Raw genomic sequence first — 18,946 nt, forward strand, 5'->3', positions numbered from 1 at the left:
CCTTTCATTTGGAAAAAAACACCCGGCAGGATGCGTACCGAGAGAAATACGGCATACACCCAAGCCGGGTAAGGGATTAGAAAATAATATCAATGGCCTCTAGCACATCTTGCTCCTGTTCGGATTGCCCGTTCAGGGAAATATCCTTCAACAGCACCGAAGGCTGTTCGCAAATTTGGGTGATGATCACGAGCAGGTCCTGAGCGAAATTGTCGATCAGATTGAGCGTAAACAACTTGGTGGCATATTCAAACTGCCCGTTCATTCCCTCATCCAGCAACGAAATGACCAAGGTAAGATCAAATTGGGAAACCGTATGAGTTTCCGGATAAGATTCGATCTTGATATCCCCGAAGCTTTGAACGTTATCTTCCTTGGTTTCCAGAGCAAACATGACATCGAATATAGGATTGCGGCTTTGATCTCGCGGCGCCTGCAGCTTTTTCACAAGCTCCTCGAACGGATAATCCTGGTGGTCGTAGGCCCCCAGCATCGTTTCTTTGACTTCGTTCAAGTAAGCGAGGAACGTCTTCTCCCCGGACGGATAATGGCGAATCGCCAAAGTGTTGACAAACATTCCGATGAGCGGCTCCAGGTCGGCATGTGTGCGGCCCGAAACCGGCGTGCCTACAATGAAGTCTTCTTGTCCCGAGTACTTGCTGAGCAGGATTGAATAGGCCGCCAATAACACCATATAAAGGGTGGCACTGTTCTCATCGGCGATGCGCTGCAAGCTGTCGGTCATCTGCTTGTCGATGCTGAAAGGCAGCACATCTCCCTCAAAGCTGCGAGCGGCAGGTCTGACAAAGTCCGTAGGCAGTTCAAGCGTCGGCAGTTCGCCTTCCAGCACGTCCAGCCAGTAGGCTTCCTGACGTTTCAGCCGCTCTTTTACAGGTTCGGACTGCTGCCAAGCGGCGAATTCCTTGTATTGAATCCGAAGCGGTTCCAGAGTCTCGCGGTTATACAGGCGCAGCAGTTCTTCGACGAAGATGCCCATCGACATGCCATCCGTGACGATATGATGAATGTCCAGCATGAGCAGATGCCGTTCCGCTTCCCATTCGACTAAGCCCACACGTAGCAGCGGCGGCCGCTCCAAATCAAAGACGCGCACAAAGCCGTCTACGATGCTCTTCGTTTCACTTTCCGTCGCTTTCGTATACTCGACGGCAAACTTCAAGTCCGGATAAATCCGTTGTACCGGTTCGCCGTCGACCATTTCGAAGCCGGTTCGCAAAATTTCGTGACGAGCTATCAATCCTTTGAGCGCCGCCTCGAATTGATTCCGTTCCAAGCGCCCGACGAGAACCGTCATGCCGGACATGTTGTAGCTAAGCTCGGCGCCTTCCATCTGCTGCTGGATGTACAGCCGTTTTTGCACGGAGGAAAGCGGATAGTAATCCCTCTTATCCAGAACCGGAATGGAGAGGTATTCCTGCCGCTCCAATTGGCTGATCGCTTCGGCCATCGCTTCGATGGTCGAGTGCCGGAACACATCGCGCAGCGGCAGGTCCACGCTCAGCTCCTTGTGCACCTTGCTGACCAGCGTCGTCGCCCGCAGGGAGTGCCCGCCGAGGTCGAAGAAGTTGTCCGTCACGCCAATCGTGACCGGCCCGAGCACGTCCTGCCAGATGGCGACCAGTTTCGCCTCCAGTTCGGTGCGCGGCGCCACGTATTCGCGGCCTGCGCTTGCTCCCCCTTCCGGCGCCGGCAGCGCCTTCCGGTCGATTTTCCCGTTCGGCGTCAGAGGCAGGCGCTCCAGCTCGACGAAGTACGACGGGATCATGTAACCCGGCAGCTCGCTGGAGATCGCCCGTTTCAGGTCTGCCGCCGTCAGTTCGCCATCCGTTGTGTAGTACGCGCATAGCGCCTTCTGCCCGTTCGCGTCACTTCGAACCAGCACCACCGCTTCGCGCACACCTTCCACCCGCAGCAGCTGCGTCTCGATCTCGCCCGTCTCGATCCGGTAGCCCCGGATTTTCGCCTGGTTGTCGATCCGGCCGATGAAGTCCACGTTGCCGTCCTCCATCCACCGCGCCAAGTCTCCCGTGCGGTACAGCCGCTCGCCCGCGGCGAACGGGCTGTCTACGAACTTCTCTTCTGTCAGCTCCGGACGGTTCAAGTACCCGCGCGCCACTCCGACTCCGCCGATGACCAGCTCGCCCAGCACCCCGACCGGCACCGGATTCAGATGCGCATCCACGATGTAGAATTTCGCATTCAGCCACGCTTTGCCGATCGGCACATGGCCTGTCTGCGGCAGCTTCGTCAGCGGCTCGTCGTAGAAGCTTGAGTCGATCGCCGCTTCCGTCACGCCGTAGGCGTTGATGATCCGGAACAACGAGCCGAAGCGTTCCTGCAAGGTCCGGTAATCCGCCACGCTGCAGCTGTCCGAGCTCGTGATTAACAGCTCCATCCAGCTCATATCCAGCCGCTGCTCGTGCACGTACTCCAGGAACGGCACGATCAGCGCCGGTGTCGATTCGAAGATCGTCACTTGCTGCTGGCTGATCCAGTAGTGCAGACGAGACGGATCGATCCGGTCGTCCTTCGGCACAATCACCATCGTGCCTCCGTTGTACAGCGTCCGCGCGATATCTCCCACGAACACGTCGAACGAGAAGCTTGCCAGCTGCAGCAGCCGCACCGGGAACTGATCCAACCGGTATTCCCGCCGGTAGCCCGCCGCCGTGTTCACCAGGCTGCGGTGCTCGATCATCACGCCCTTCGGCTTGCCCGTCGTTCCCGACGTATAGATCACGTACGCCAGATCCTCCGGACGGGCTTCATGGAAGCTGTCGGTGCCAACATTCTGATGGCTCTCACCGTCGTCGTCCACAGCATCCGTCAGCTTGCCGGAGACCATGCCGGAGCCAATCGGCGCATTCGCCCGCTCCTCGCTGTACGACGCTTCGTCGTCCAGGTACAGCACCGCCGCCAGCGCCAGCTCCTCTTCGCCGAGCCAGGCTTCGGCACGCTCTCGCAGCAGCGTTTGCGTCAGCAGCACCTTCGCTCCGCTGTCTTCAAGCATGAATCGCACGCGGTCTGTCGGATAATCCGGGTCGAGCGGCACATACGCCCCGCCCGCTTTCCAGACGGCCAGCACGGCCACCAGCAAGTCCACCGAACGCTCGGCGAGAATGCCGACGATCGTCTCCCGGCCGATGCCGCTTGCGCGCAGCATAGCCGCCAAGCGGTTCGCCCGCTCGTTCAGCTCCGCATAGGTCAGCCGGTCATTCTCGTACACGACGGCCGCCTCTTCCGGCGTGCGCTCCGCCTGTTCCTCAAACAGCCGGTGGAACGCGGCCGCAGAAGCCGCTTCCGGCTGCGCCGGGTTAAACGCGCCGAGAATTTGCTCTTTTTCCGCCGGTGTCAAAATGCCCAGCTCGGCAATAGTCGCCGACGGGTTGCAGAGAATGGATTCAAGCAGCTGCAAGTAGTGAGCGGCCAATTTCTCCACCGTTTCGGTTTTATAAAGAGCAGTGGCGTATTCAAACAGATATTCCAAGCCTTCCTCGATCTCCGTGACGTCCAAGCTGAGATCGAATTTAGAAACAATTTCTTCGCTGGCATACGTCGACAAATGGAGTCCGGGAAGCTGGATTTCCAAATTCTCTGTATTCTGCAAAGCAAACATCGTATCGAACAGCGGATTGCGGCGTAAATCACGAGTCACGTTCACCTTATCCACCAGTTCCTCAAACGGATAATTCTGATGTTCAAAAGCGCCCAGCGTCGTCTCCTTGATTTCCTTCAAGTAGTCAAGGAACGTCTTACCGGCAGCCGGATAACTGCGGATGGCCAGGGTATTGACGAACATCCCGATCAGCGGCTGAATGTCGCTGTGATTTCTTCCCGCAATCGGCGTACCGACCACCACGTCTTCTTGCCCTGTATATTTATGCAATAATATTGTATAACCAGCAAGCAGAACCATGTAAAGCGTTGCGCCGTTCTCGGCTGCAAGCCGTTTCAGACCCTCGCTTTTCTCGCTATCCATAAACAATTGCAGCGTGCGGCCCTCGTAGCTCTGCATAGCCGGGCGCGGATAGTCCGTCGGCAATTCCAAAACCGGCAGCTCTCCGCGGAACATGTCGAGCCAGTAGGCTTCCTGCTTGGCAAGCTGAGCTTTCTGCTCGTCCGATTGCTGCCATACCGCATAATCTTTGTACTGAATGCGGAGCGGCTCCAACTGCTCCCCGCTGTACAAGCGGACGAACTCTTCGATCAGTACGTCAATCGAAACGCCGTCAGATACGATATGATGCGTATCGAACATTAGAATGTGCCGGTCCGGCGCCAGTTCGGCAAGGCCTACCCGCAGAAGTGGCGGCTTCGCTAGATCAAACGGACGAACGAATTGGCGCACCGTTTCTTCCGCCTGCTCCCCGCTGATCTGCACATATTCCACCTGGAAGGCGGCTTCTTCGTAAATCCGCTGAACCGCTTCGCCTTTTACCATCTCAAAGCCGGTACGCAGCGTTTCATGACGAGCTACGAGCCCGCGGAACGCTTCTTCAAACCGCTGCCGGTCGAGCTCCCCTTCGAGCAGCATAGCTCCCGGTATGTTGTAGCTCAGCTCGGCTCCTTCCAGCTGGTTCAAGATATAGAGACGTTTCTGAGCGGAAGAGAGCGGATAATACTCGCTAGGTTCCGCAGCCGGAATAGCCGTGAACGAGCCGATCTCCAGCTGCTCCATAGCCGCGGCCATTTCCTCAACCGTCGAGTAGCGGAATACGTCGCGAAGCGGGAATTCAACGCCTAGCTCCTTATGCATTTTGCTGACAAGCGTCGTCGCCCGCAGGGAGTGTCCGCCGAGGTCGAAGAAGTTGTCCGTTACGCCTACCGCCTTCTCCCGAACAAGCACATCGTGCCAAATGGCGGCCAGCTTCTCCTCAAGTTCGGTGCGCGGCGCCACGTATTCGCGGCCTCCGCCTGCTCCCCCTTCCGGTGCCGGCAGCGCCTTCCGGTCGATCTTTCCGTTCGGCGTCAGAGGCAGGCGCTCCAGCTCCACGAAGTACGACGGGATCATGTACCCCGGCAGCTCGCTGGCAATCGCCCGCTTCAGGTCCGCCGCCGTCAAGCCTTCTTCCGCTGTATAATAAGCGCACAAAGCTTTCTGACCTTCTTGATCTTCCCTGACGACGACGACCGCTTCCTTTACGCCACCTACACTCAGCAGCTTCGCTTCGACTTCGCCCGTCTCAATCCGGTACCCCCGGATTTTCGCCTGGTTGTCGATCCGGCCGATGAAGTCCACGTTCCCGTCCTCCATCCACCGCGCCAAGTCTCCCGTGCGGTACAGCCGCTCGCCCGCGGCGAACGGGCTGTCTACGAACTTCTCTTCCGTCAGCTCCGGACGGTTCAAGTACCCGCGCGCTACCCCGACTCCGCCGATGACCAGCTCGCCCAGCACCCCGACCGGCACCGGATTCAGATGCGCATCCACGATGTAGAATTTCGCATTCAGCCACGCTTTGCCAATCGGCACATGGCCTGTCTGCGGCAGCTTCGTCAGCGGCTCGTCGTAGAAGCTTGAGTCGATCGCCGCTTCCGTCACGCCGTAGGCGTTGATGATCCGGAACAACGAGCCGAAGCGTTCCTGCAAGGTCCGGTAATCCGCCACGCTGCAGCTGTCCGAGCTCGTGATTAACAGCTCCATCCAGCTCATATCCAGCCGCTGCTCGTGCACGTACTCCAGGAACGGCACGATCAGCGCCGGCGTCGATTCGAAGATTGTGACCCGCTCCCGCTCAATCCAGTAGTGCAGACGAGACGGATCGATCCGATCGTCCTTCGGCACAATCACCATCGTGCCTCCGTTGTACAGCGTCCGCGCGATATCTCCCACGAACACGTCGAACGAGAAGCTTGCCAGCTGCAGCAGCCGCACCGGGAACTGATCCAACCGGTATTCCCGCCGGTAGCCCGCCGCCGTGTTCACCAGGCTGCGGTGCTCGATCATCACGCCCTTCGGCTTGCCCGTCGTTCCCGACGTATAGATCACGTACGCCAGGTCCTCTGGACGGGCTTCATGGAAGCTGTCGGCATTCGTCCCCTCCTCGCTGTACGAAGTTTCGTCGTCGAGGTACAGCACCGCCGCCAGCGCCAGCTCCTCTTCGCCGAGCCAGGCTTCGGCGCGCTCTCGCAGCGCCGTTTGCGTCAGCAGCACCTTCGCTCCGCTGTCTTCAAGCATGAACCGCACGCGGTCTGCCGGATAATCCGGGTCGAGCGGCACATACGCCCCGCCCGCTTTCCAGACGGCCAGCACGGCCACCAGCAAGTCCACCGAACGCTCGGCGAGAATGCCGACGATCGTCTCCCGGCCGATGCCGCTTGCGCGCAGCGTAGCCGCCAAGCGATTCGCCCGCTCGTTCAGCTCCGCATACGTCAGCCGGTCGTTCTCGTACACGACAGCTGCCGCTTCCGGCGTGCGTTCCGCCTGTTCCTCGAACAGCCGGTGGAACGCCGACGCAGGAGCCGCTTCCGGCTGCGCCGGGTTAAACGCGCCAAGAATTTGCTCTTTTTCCGCCGCCGTCAAAAGCTCCAACTGATTCACGCGGATGTTTGGGTTAGCCGCAACCTTCTCCAGTGCCCGGGCAAAATGACCGTGGATCAGCCTGATGTCTTCCTCTCTGAACGTCAGCGCATTGTACGTAAACCGCAGCAAAATATGCTCTTCCGGAATGACGGTAATGTCCAGGTCGTAGTTCGTTTGCTCCGGCGACTGGATATTAGCGATTTTCAGCGCTTCTTTGTCTCCGCCGACGACCTGCTCAATCTGTTCTTCCATCGGATAATTTTCGAAGACCATGATATGGTTGATCAAATCGCGCTTTTGCTCGCTCAGCGACTGAATTTCGAACAGCGGGAACGTTTCGTAAGCTCCCGATGCCAGCGCTTGATCCTGGGTTTTTCTCAAGATATCGGCTACCGTCTCCTCGGCTTTGCCTTGAATACGGACCGGGATCGTATTAATAAACAGGCCGATCATGCTTTCGATGCCCGGAATTTCCGCCGGACGCCCGGATACGACGGAGCCGAATACGACATCCTCGCTGTTGTTGTATACCTGCAGAACCAGTCCCCATACGGTCTGCATGAACGTATTGAGCGTCACCTGCTGCTGGCGCGCCACCCGCTCGATTTGCCCGGTCAGTTCCTTGCTGAGTTCCACATCGATTTCAGCCGCTTCAAAAGCGCCCTGCTTCAGCTGCGTTTTCTCCTGGGGCAGCTTGGTCTGCTGATCGTAACCCGCCAAATACTCGGACCAGTAACGCGAAGCTTTCGCGGCATCTTGAGCTTCCAGCCATTCGATATACCGGGAGTACGAGGTAACCGGAGGAAGCTCCAGCGTCCGCTTCTCCTGGAACGCGAAGTAGGTGTCGAACACTTCCTTGATCATAAAGGACATGCACCAGCCGTCCATCAAAATGTGATGGTGACTCCAGATCACATGGTAGGACTCGTCGCCCGTGCGCAAAACTGTCACGCGCATAAGAGAGCCTCGGGCCATATCGAACTTGTTCGCTTTATCCGCGCTGACGAAATCGGCTATCGTCTTCTCCGGGTCTTCATCACTTACTGAGCGAATATCTTCGAAGTACACTTCACACTTCCGCTCACGGAATACCACTTGAATCGGCTCGTCTCTCCAGCCGGTAATAAAGTTGGTCCGCAGCGCCTCATTCCGCTGCACCAGCGTATCCAATCCTTGGGTGAAGGCTTCGACATTCAGGCTTCCGTACAGATCGAAGGTCACCTGTTCGAAGTAAGCTTCCGAATCGGCATCCAGCAGGCTGTGGAACAACATCCCTTTTTGCAGCGGAGTCAGGGTGTATACATTCTCCAGTTCGCCGAGCGCCGCCGTATGTTCGGTCAGCCGCTCCAGTTCCTCCAACGTCACATCTTGAAGCAGTACGTCGCTAGGCGTAAGCTCCGGCCGCTCTTTCGATACGCAATGGCTGATGACTTCACGCAAGCTCGAATGAAGCAGGGTGCCCAGGCGCTCTACCGTTTCCCGTTTATACTGGGTTTCCCCATAACGGATCGTGAGTTCCTGCACTCCTTCCGACACCATACCGTTGATATCGAGGACATAATCCATCACTGCATTCGGGCTTGAATCGGAGCCCGGGCTGAACGGAGACGGCCTCGAGCCGCTGCTTTCGTAAGCCTGGTCGAACTGACCCAAATAGTTAAAGCTGATCTCCGGCTCCAAAGCGAAGCGCTCGCCGTCACGCGGCGCCGACAAATAACGCAGGATGCCGTAGCCGATTCCTTTGTTCGGAATGCGACGCAAGCTTTCTTTAACCTGTTTCACCTGATGACCGAGCGCCTGGGCGTGACCCGGCTCCAGAACGACAGGGAATTGGCTTGTAAACCAGCCTACCGTGCGCGTAATGTCCACATCCGGCAATATATCTTCCCGGCCGTGGCCTTCGAGATTCACCAGCACGCGTTCCCGGCCGCTCCAAGCTTGTACCGCGAGGCCAAGCGCGGCAAGCAGCAAATCGTTCATTTCCGTATGGTAAGCACGGTGTGCCTGCTTCAGCAGCTGTTCGGTTTCCTCCGCCGTCCAGCGAACGGTCACGAGCCCGCTGTCCTTCAGCTTGGATCTGCCTTGTTCAAAATCTTTCGGAAGCGGCTCATAGGTCAATTGCTCGATATGCTGCCAATACTCTCTCTCGCTTTCCATCGCCGGACCGTTCGCATAATCAGCGAGCTGTTTCGCCCACGTTTGGAATGAATCCGTTTTGAGCGGCAGACGGATCGGCTGCCCTTGCAGCGCCTGCTCATAGCCGGCAGCAAAATCCTCAAGCAGAATCCGCCAGGATACGCCATCTACGACCAAGTGATGGATCGCGATGAGCAGGTGGTCGCCGTCGTCGCAGCGGAACAAGCCGAGCTTCACCAGCGGACCGTTTTCCAGATCGATGCTCGCTTGAATGTCATTCGCCTTAGCCTCTACCGCTTCTTTCACGTCGCCGACTCCCTTGAAATCGACAACTTCCAGATCGAACAGCGCTTCGTTCTCTCCGGCGCCGCGGTTCCAGGCGGTATAGCCGTTCTCGGTTTGGCGGTAAACCGTACGGAGAGCATCGTGATGCACGACAAGCTGACGCACCGCTTGGCGTAAAGCTTCTTCGTCAAAGCCTTGCTTGGAGAACTGCATGAACGCCTGGTTGCTGTGATGCACGTCGGCCGGATTTTGTTCAAAGAACCAGCGCTGAATCGGGGTCAAGATGACCTCTCCCCTCACTTCGGCCTGGCTTGCCGTTCTCTCCGCCGTTTGCAGCTGCAAACTAAGGGCGGAAATCGTCGGGTAATGGAACAAATCTTTCATGACCAGCTTGTACCCCGTTTGCAAAAGACGGGACGATACCTGCAAGGCCTTGATCGAATCGCCGCCGAGCGCAAAGAAATTGTCCATCGTGCCGACCTGATCCACGCCCAGCACCGACTGCCAGACCGACGCAAGTGCTTGCTCGGCAGGAGTACGAGGCGCCGTGTATGCAGCCTCGGCACGAATGCTTCCTTCCGGCACAGGCAGCGCTTTACGGTCGATCTTCCCGTTCGGCGTAAGCGGCATTTGATCCAGGCGCATGATGCGCGAAGGCACCATATGGGAAGGCAGCGCGGCGTCCAGATGGGCCACAAGCCCTTCCAGATCGAAGCTGGAATCCGCTACGACATACCCACACAAATATTTCTGCCCCCGCTCGTCCGTCCGGTCGATGACAAGCGCTTGACGCACGCCGGCAAAATTTTTCATAGCCGCTTCAATTTCACCAAGCTCGATCCGATAGCCGCGAATTTTCACCTGGTTGTCGATCCGGCCGATGAAGTCCACGTTGCCGTCCGGCATCCAGCGCGCCAGGTCGCCCGTCCGGTACAGACGCTCCCCAGCGGCGAACGGGCTGTCTACGAATTTCTCCGCCGTCAAATCCGGGCGGTTCAAGTAACCGCGGGCCACACCCGCTCCGCCGATAACCAGCTCGCCCAACACCCCGATCGGCACCGGCTTCAGATTCGCATCCACGATGTAGAACTTGGCGTTCAGCCACGCTTTCCCGATCGGCACGCTGCCCGTCTTCGGCAGCTTCTCCAGCGGCTCGTCATAGAAGCTGGAGTCAATCGCCGCTTCCGTTACGCCGTAGCTGTTAATAATACGGAACTGCGAGCCGAAGCGCTCCTGCAAGGTGCGGTAATCCGCTACGCTGCACGCATCCGAGCTTGTGATCAGCAGCTGCATCGAGCTGAGGTCCAGACCCTCGGCATGCACATGCTCCATGAACGGCACGATCAGCGCCGGAGTCGATTCGAACACCGTCACGGCGTAGTCGCGAATCCAGCCGTAGAGGCGGGTTGGATCAATCCGGTCGTCCTTCGGCACAATGACCATGGTGCCGCCGTTGTACAGCGTCCGCGCAATGTCGCCGACGAACACGTCGAACGAGAAGCTGGCGAGCTGCAGCAGCCGGATCGGGAACTGATCCAGGCGGTAGTCCCGCCGGTAGCCCGCCGCCGTGTTCACCAGGCTGCGGTTTTCCACCGCCACGCCCTTCGGACGGCCCGTCGTACCGGAGGTGTAGATGACGTAAGCCAAATCGCGCGGCTTGTTCACATTCGCCGGATTCGATGCGAGATCCGCCGCTAGTACGTTCTTCTCGGCTTCTGCCGTGGCGGACGTTTCGGCGGCAGCCGTTTCCGCTTGCGCCAAAGCCTCCGCCTCTGCGCCTGCTTCGCCCACAGCCGCTTCCGCCGCTCCGAGGCTGTACGTCGCGGCGTCGTCAAGCGCAAGCACCGTTTGCAGCACTAGAGCTCCGTCGCTGCGCCAAGCTTCCGCCTGCTCCAGCAGGCGGGTCTGCGTGAGCAGCACCGACGCCCCGCTGTCCGCGAGCATATACTCGATCCGCTCCGCCGGATAGTCCGGGTCGAGCGGCACATAAGCGCCGCCCGCTTTCCATACGGCGAGCACCCCGATCAACAGCTCCGCCGAACGGTCGGCCAGAATGCCGACCACCTGTTCCGGCTTCACCCCGCGCGCCCGCAGTGCATACGCCAGACGATTCGCTTTGGCGTTCAGCTCCGCATACGTCAGCTTACTGTCTTCGTAGACAACCGCCAACGCTCCCGGAGTGCGCTCCGCCTGCTCCTCGAACAGCTCGTGGAACGTTCTCTCTCTCCACGACTCATCCGCCTCCAAACCTGTACCCTCTGCGGCGGGTTGCTTCGCAAGAGCCGAAGACGACACGTCAAACCCGACCAGCAAATCATGCTTTTCGCTGTCCGTCAAGATATCCAAATCCGAAATCCGTGCACCCGGCTGAGCCAGGATCGACGCCAAAAGCTGCTCGTAATGACCCGCCAGCCGGACCATCGTTTCCTGTCTAAACAACGAGGTAGCGTACTCGATCTTGCAAACCAGCTCGTTATCGGCTTCCACGATATCAAAGCTAAGATCAAACTTTGCCGTCTTTTCCTCGATGTCGAACAGCGACCATTGCAAGCCTTCCAGGGTTAAATCCAAGCTTTCGTGCTTTTGCAAAGAAAACATGGTGTCAAACAGAGGATTCCGGCTTAAATCCCGGCTCACCTGAAGAGCTTCCACCAGCTCCTCGAACGGATAGTCCTGGTGCTCGTAGGCTCCAAGCGTCGTTTCCTTCACTTCCTGCAAGTAATCCAGGAACGTCCGCTCCGCCGCCGGACCCAAGCGAAGGGCCAGCGTATTGACGAACATGCCGATAATCGGCTGCAGGTCGGCGTGAGAACGGGCGGCAATCGGAGTGCCGACCACTATATCTTCCTGTCCCGCGTATTTATGAAGCAATACGGAGTACGCAGCCAGCAGAAGCATGTACAGCGTCGCTCCCGAATCGCCGGCAAGCCGTTTGAGAGCTTCGCTTTTCTCCGCATCCAGCGTAAACGTGAGCGTTTGACCGTCAAACTGCTGGACAGCCGGGCGGGAGAAGTCGAGAGGCAGCTCAAGAACCGGAAGCTCGGAGCTGAATACCCCGCGCCAGTATTCCTCCTGCCGTTTGATGCGCTGGCGCTGCTCCTCGGATTGCTGCCAAACGGCGTAATCCTTGTATTGAATCCGCAGCTCCGGCAATTCTTCCCCATTGTAAAGCCGCACGAATTCACGCAGCAGCACGTCCATGGAAAGGCCGTCGGAACCAATATGATGAATATCCAGCGCGAGCAGGAATTTCTCTTTCTCCAGTTCGATCAGCAGGGCGCGCAGCAAAGGCGGCTGGGTCAAGTCAAAAGGCTGAATGAAGCCTTCAAGAATGGCTGCAACCTGATCTTCGCTTGCTTGAAGCTTCTCGACCTTGAAAGCTACGAGCGGATGAATACGCTGAACCGGCTCCCCATTCACGATTTCAAATCCGGTGCGCAGCATATCGTGCCGGGCCACCAAAGTAGTCAGCGCCTTTTCCACTTTGGCCTCGTTCAAAGCCCCTCTCAATTGCAAGGCGCTTGGGAGATTATAATTCAGCTCCAAGCTATCCAGCTGGTGCAGGACGTACAGCCTTTTTTGCGCGGAGGAAACCGGATAGTACGCTTTCTCTTCCGCTTTCGGAATCGAGCTGTGCTGCGATTCTTCCAAGCTGGCAATAGCCCCGGCCATCGATTCTACCGTCATATAGCGGAACACATCGCGCAGCGGAAGTTCGACGTTCATTTCCTTCCGAATCTTGCTGACAAGGTTCGTCGCCCGCAAGGAGTGGCCTCCGAGCTCGAAGAAATTGTCCAGGACTCCAATACCGGAGTAACCCAGCACTTCCTCCCAGATCTTCACAAGCTCGGACTCCGTCCGGTTACGCGGTGCTACATATTCGACGCCCGTCTGCAAGCTGCCTTGGGGCTCCGGCAGCGCTTTGCGGTCTACTTTGCCGTTGGCCGTCAGCGGCATGCGCTCCAGCTGCACGAAGTACGACGGGATCATGTACCCCGGCATTCCCTGGGCCAGCGAGGTTCTCATTTCGCTGACCGTCAGTGTCCGGTCCGCCACAAAGTAGGCGACAAGTGCCTTCTCGCCCCCGCCGTCCTGACGGGCAAGCACCACCGCTTCTTCCACGCCCTCGACGTTCAGCAGCTGCGTCTCGATTTCGTCCAGTTCGATCCGGTAACCGCGGATTTTGACCTGGTGATCGATTCGGCCCAGGTATTCGATATTGCCGTCCGGCAGCCAAGCCGCCAAGTCGCCCGAGCGGTACAGTTTCTCCCCCTCCGCAAACGGGGAATCGACGAACTTCTCCGCCGTCAGATCCGGACGGTTCAGGTATCCTCTCGCAAGGCCTTCCCCGGCCACGTACATTTCGCCCGCTACGCCGATCGGCACAGGGCGGCAGCTTTCATCCAGGACATACACGCTCAGCGTCGGGATCGGCTTACCGATATTGCTCTTCGCCGCCTCTATTTCGACCCATGTGATTTCCTTATATGTAACGTGGACCGTCGTCTCGGTAATGCCGTACATATTGATTAGCTTCGTCTCCGGGTACTTCGTCTTGAAGCCCTTGAGCAGCAGCGGACTCAGCGCTTCGCCCCCAAAGATCACATTGCGAATCCGCAAATCGTATGGATGATCCGTCAAGACCTCACGCAGCAGCTGGTAGAAGTACGTTGGTGTCTGGTTCAAAATGGTAACCTGTTCGCGGCCCAGCAGCGCCAGGAAATCGGCCGGATTTTTCGCCGTGAGCGGCGGTACGATGACCAGCTTGCCTCCGTACAGCAGCGCTCCGTACATTTCCCAGACAGAGAAATCGAAGCAGAACGAGTGGAACAGCGTCCACGTGTCGGACGGCCCGAAGTCGAACAGGTTCTTGTCGTTGAACAGGAGCCGCACGACGTTCTTATGCTCGATCAGCGTTCCTTTCGGTCTGCCGGTCGTTCCCGACGTGTAGATGACATAAGCCAGGTTATCCGGCCCGGAAATCTGCTCCAGGTTCGAAGCGTCCAGCGCACCTTCGGAGTCCGCCTCTCTGTCCCTCCAAACGAAATCATCCAATTCGAGGCGCGTTCCTGCGAAGTCAGTCTTCTCGTGCAGATGCTTTTGAATCAGCAATAACGGCGCGCCCGAATCCTCGATCATGAAGCGGATGCGCTCCTCCGGGTAGTCGGGATCGACAGGCACGTAGGCTCCGCCCGCTTTGAGAATCGCCAGAATGCCGACAACCATATCGAGCGAGCGTTCGGCCAGAATCGCTACCAGCTGGTCCGCTTCTACTCCCGTCTCCCGCAGCTTCCGCGCAAGGCGGTTGGATCGCTCGTTCAGCTCGCGGTAGGTCAGCTGCCGCTCGTTCATGACGGCGGCCACGTTGTCCGGGTAAAGCTCCGCCTGCTCTTCGAACAAGCCGTGAATCGTCTGCTGTCGCGGGTAGTCCGCCTCCGAATCGTTGAAACCGCGCACCAGCTCGCGGATTTCCTCCTCCGTGAGCATTTCCAACGAGGCAATATCCCCGTCCGGCGCTGCTGCGATGGTTTCGAGCAGCTTGTCATAATGTCTGGCGAACCGCTCCGCGGTCTCTTGTTTATACAAAGCCGTAGCGTACTCCAACCGGCATTCGAGCTGACCGTCCAGCTCCGAAATATCCAGGAGCAGCTCGAACTTGGATGTTTGGTTTTCCAGTGGATAAAACGATTGCTCCAGCCCCTCGATGACAATTTGCTCGTTCTCCGTATTTTGTAGGGAGAAGAACGTGTCAAAGAGCGGATTCCGGCCGGTCGCGCGCGGAATGTGAAGACTTACTACCAAGTCTTCGAACAAATAATTTTGGTGTTCGAAAGCCCCGAGCGTGATGTCCTTGATTTCTTCCAGGTACGAAAGGTACGGCTTGGAACGCTCCGGACGGCTGCGAATGGCCAGCGTGTTGATAAACATCCCTACGATCGGCTGCACTTCTTCCTGCGTTCTTCCGGCAATCGGCGTTCCTACGATCAGATCTTCCTGACCCGAATATTTATGCATAAGGATGGTGTAAGCCGACAGCAGCACCATGTACAGGGTCGTCCCCGTCCGTGCCGCCAGTTCTTTCAGCTTCTCTGTCCGCTCTTTCCCGATATAAAACTTCACGGTCCGGCCGTCAAAGCTTTGCACGGCAGGCCGCGGGAAGTCCGTCGGCAGCTCCAAGACCGGCAGCTCGCCCGACAGCTGTTCCAGCCAGTACTCCTTCTGCGGCTGGAGCAGCTGCCCGTAAGCTTCGGAATGCTGCCAAACGGCATAATCTTTGTATTGAATGCGCAGCGGGGTCAGCTCCTCGCCCCGATACAGGCGGCTGAACTCGTCGAAGAGCAGCGCTGTCGAAATGCCGTCCGAGACGATATGGTGCATATCGAACAGCAGAATGTGGCGATCCTCGGCGACTTCGATCAGGCCGATGCGGAGAAGTGGGGGCTTGGTCACATCAAACGGATGATAGTAAGCTTCCACCACTTGGTCCACTTCCCGCTCGCTCCCCTGGAAATAATCGACAGCAAACTCTACCTCGTCATAGATGCGCTGGACAAGCTCGCCTTGAACCTGCTCGATCCCGGTACGCAGCGTCTCATGGCGCTGAATCAGCGCCCGGAACGCGTGCTCGACGCGCGTGCGGTCCAGCTTGCCTTCGAGAAGAAGCGCCGCCGACATATTGTAGCTGCGCTCGGCCCCGTCAAGCTGGCGCAGGACGTACAGACGCTTTTGCTCGGATGAAACCGGATAGTACTCGGCCTCAGCCGCCTTTGTGATCTCATACGTCTCCTGCTGCCTTAAACCGCTGATTCTTTGGGCCAGCTGTTCGATCGTGGTGTAGCGGAAAACTTCCCGCAGCGGAACCTCGACTTGCAGCTCTTTCCGAATCTTGGAAACAAGCGTGGAGGCCCGCAAGGAATGACCACCCAAGTCAAAGAAATCGTCTTGGACTCCAACTCGCGCAATACCCAGCACCTGCTGCCAAATGAGAGCAAGTCTTGTTTCCAGCGTTGTGCGAGGAGCAACATACTCACGGCCTGCTTCTACCTCTCCGGTCGGTTCAGGCAGCGCTTTACGGTCAATTTTGCCGTTCGGCGTGAGCGGAAGCTTGTCAAGAGACACCAGCCGGGCCGGGACCATATGGGCCGGCAGCTCTTGCTTCAATTGGGACAGCAGATCGCTCAGCTGCAAGGAAGCATCCGCCGCCACGTAGCCGCACAAATACTTTTGCCCCTGCTCATCCGTACGGTCGGTCACCACAGCCTGCTTGACGCCCGGGAAACGCAGCAGGGCCGTTTCAATTTCGCCGAGTTCGATCCGGAACCCGCGAATTTTCACCTGATAGTCGATCCGGCCGATGAAGTCGACGTTGCCGTCTTCCAGCCAGCGGGCCAAATCGCCTGTCCGGTACAGACGTTCGCCCGGCACAAACGGGCTGTCCGCAAACTTCTCGGCGGTTAGGTCCGGACGGTTCCAGTACCCGCGCGCCACCCCGGCGCCGCCGATGACAAGCTCGCCCGGAACCCCTACAGGAACCGGCTTTAACGCGGCATCGACAATGTAAAACCGGGCGTTCAGCCAAGCTTTGCCGATCGGCACATGACCCGACGGCGGCAGCTTATCCAGCGGCTCACCGTAAAAGCTGCTGTCAATGGCCGCTTCGGTAACGCCATAGCTGTTGATGATGCGGAATTGTCCGCCGAATCTTTCCTGCAGCAATCGGTAATCGGTGACACTGCAAGCATCCGAGCTGGTAATCAGCAACTGCATGGAGCTAACGTCCAGCCCTTCTTCATAAATATGCTGCATGAACGGCAGGATGAGCGCAGGCGTCGATTCGAATACCGTAATGTTTTGGTCCCGAATCCAGCCGTACAAGAGGTTCGGATCAATCCGGTCATCCTTCGGCACAATCACCATCGTGCCTCCGTTATACAGCGTCCGCGCGATGTCTCCGACGAACACGTCAAACGAGAAGCTGGCCAGCTGCAGCAGCCGCACCGGAAACTGATCCAACCGGTACTCGCGACGGTACGCATCCGCCGTATTCACGAGACTACCGTGCTCGATCATGACGCCTTTCGGGCGTCCCGTCGTACCCGAGGTGTAAATCACATAAGCCAAGTCTTGCAGGGCGCTGCCGGCAGATTCAAATTCCACGGCTAAGGCATCCCCGTTATAAATCTGTTCATCGTCCATGGCATAGACAGCTTGAAGCTTCAGCCGGTCATCGGCCAACCAACCTCCGGCCCGCTCCAACAGATGACGCTGCGTAAGCAGCACCGATGCATCGCTATCGCTGAGCATGTACTCAATCCGCTCCGCCGGATAATCGGGGTCCAGCGGTACATAGGCTCCGCCGGCTTTCCAAACAGCGAGCACCCCGACCAGCAGTTCCACCGAACGCTCCGCCCAGATCCCCGTAATCGTCTCCCTTCCCACGCCCTGTTCGCGAAGGAGAGAAGCCAGCCGCTCGGCGCGTTCGTTCAATTCGCCGTAGGTCAGCTGTTTGTCCATGTAGACGACTGCCGGATGATCCGGAATTTCCCGGGCAAACTTTTCAACATACCGATGAAACGCTTCTCCCTCGCTCAGCCCTGCCACCGGCGGGTTAAAAACGTTGAGAATGCGGTGTCTCTCCTCATCGCTCAGCAGAGAAATCTCGCGTACCGGCAGTTCGGGAGTCTGAAGAAACTGGTCCAGAACGGTTACATACTGTTCCATAATCCGATCAATCTCGGCCGTCTCGAACAGGCCGGTACGATAGGAAGCATGGAGAATTACATGGCCTTCATTCAGCATATGGTCGAAGCGCAGCAGCAAATCGTCCATCTCGTGCCTAGCGAAGTGAGCCTCCAGGCGTACCTTGATTTCTTCGTACTCCACGATTTTCAAAGGCAGATATTCCAGAGACGTGCGGAACAGCCCCGAAAGATCGTTGCGGCCGTGTTGTTCGCGTAAATCCTGGATCAATTGGTTATAAGGGTATTTCTGATACCTCAGATCCGCCGTATTTTCCTTGGAAACCGTTTGGATCAAGGAAAGCACGTGCCTGTCTGGATTCAGACGAATCCGCGTAGCCACGGTGCTGACGAACATGCCGATCGTTTCTTTTTCCTTCTTGCTGGTGCGATTGGCGAAAACCGTGCCGACCGGAACATCGGTGCTGTCGGTCAGCTTGTACAATAAGGCGTACATGGCGGACAGAAATAACGTATATAAGCTGACCTGATATTGTTCGCTAAAGGCCAGAATGCGTTCATACCGGGAACCGTCCAAAGTGATGGCCAGTTTATTGGATTCGCTGCCGATCGAGAATGGCGGATACGATTTAATGCCGGTCGTTTCAGGCAAAGTGTTGTACTTCGTCAGCCAGTATTCCTTGCCTTTTTGATAACGCTGCGATTGCTCATATTCACGCTCCGCGGAAATATAATCCAGATAGGAAGGGGCCTGGTAACTGCTGGAGATGCCTTTGCGCAGTTCCAGGTATTTTTCCATCACCGCATGCAACAAAGCATTGACGGACAAGCCGTCGGCGATAATATGATTTACCGTCAAATTGAGCCATACTTGGCCGTTCGCAAAATGGATAATCGTAAATTGGTAGAGGTGTTCGTCGAACACGCTGGCCGGTTTTTCGCTTACTTCTTTCACCCAAGCATAGAATTGTTCGGTTGTGCCTATTTCGAGGCGGCTTATCCTAGCTTGGACATTCTCCGGCTCTTCGAACCACTGCGTTGGATTTTGCAAATCCCCGCTAATGCGGATTCGGAAAACGTCATAGGTTTTGACGATCTCTGCCGCCGCTTGCTCCAGAAGCTGTGTGTTGATCTCGCCCGTAATCTGGTAGGTCGCGGAAAGCATCGTGATGGACGTTCCCGGATTCATAATTTCCATGAACCATATTCGGCGCTGGGCTTGCGTTAATCCATATTGCTCGTTGGTATTCTCTCTCACATCGACACACTCCCGGTTTAGAGATTC

The 18,946-nt window shown here is 57.3% G+C and carries 1 protein-coding gene; it reads right to left on the reverse strand.

Features of this window, described 5'->3' with window-relative positions; translation table 11 throughout:
* Positions 1-76 precede the first annotated feature (76 nt).
* Entirely contained in the window at positions 77-18,919 is an 18,843-nt protein-coding gene (locus tag NLX82_RS21635; protein WP_254349040.1) for a non-ribosomal peptide synthetase, read from the reverse strand.
* Positions 18,920-18,946 lie beyond the last annotated feature (27 nt).

Origin of the sequence: Paenibacillus sp. A3M_27_13 (assembly GCF_024213315.1) — a bacterium.
Taxonomy (GTDB): Bacteria; Bacillota; Bacilli; order Paenibacillales; family Paenibacillaceae; genus Paenibacillus; species Paenibacillus polymyxa_B.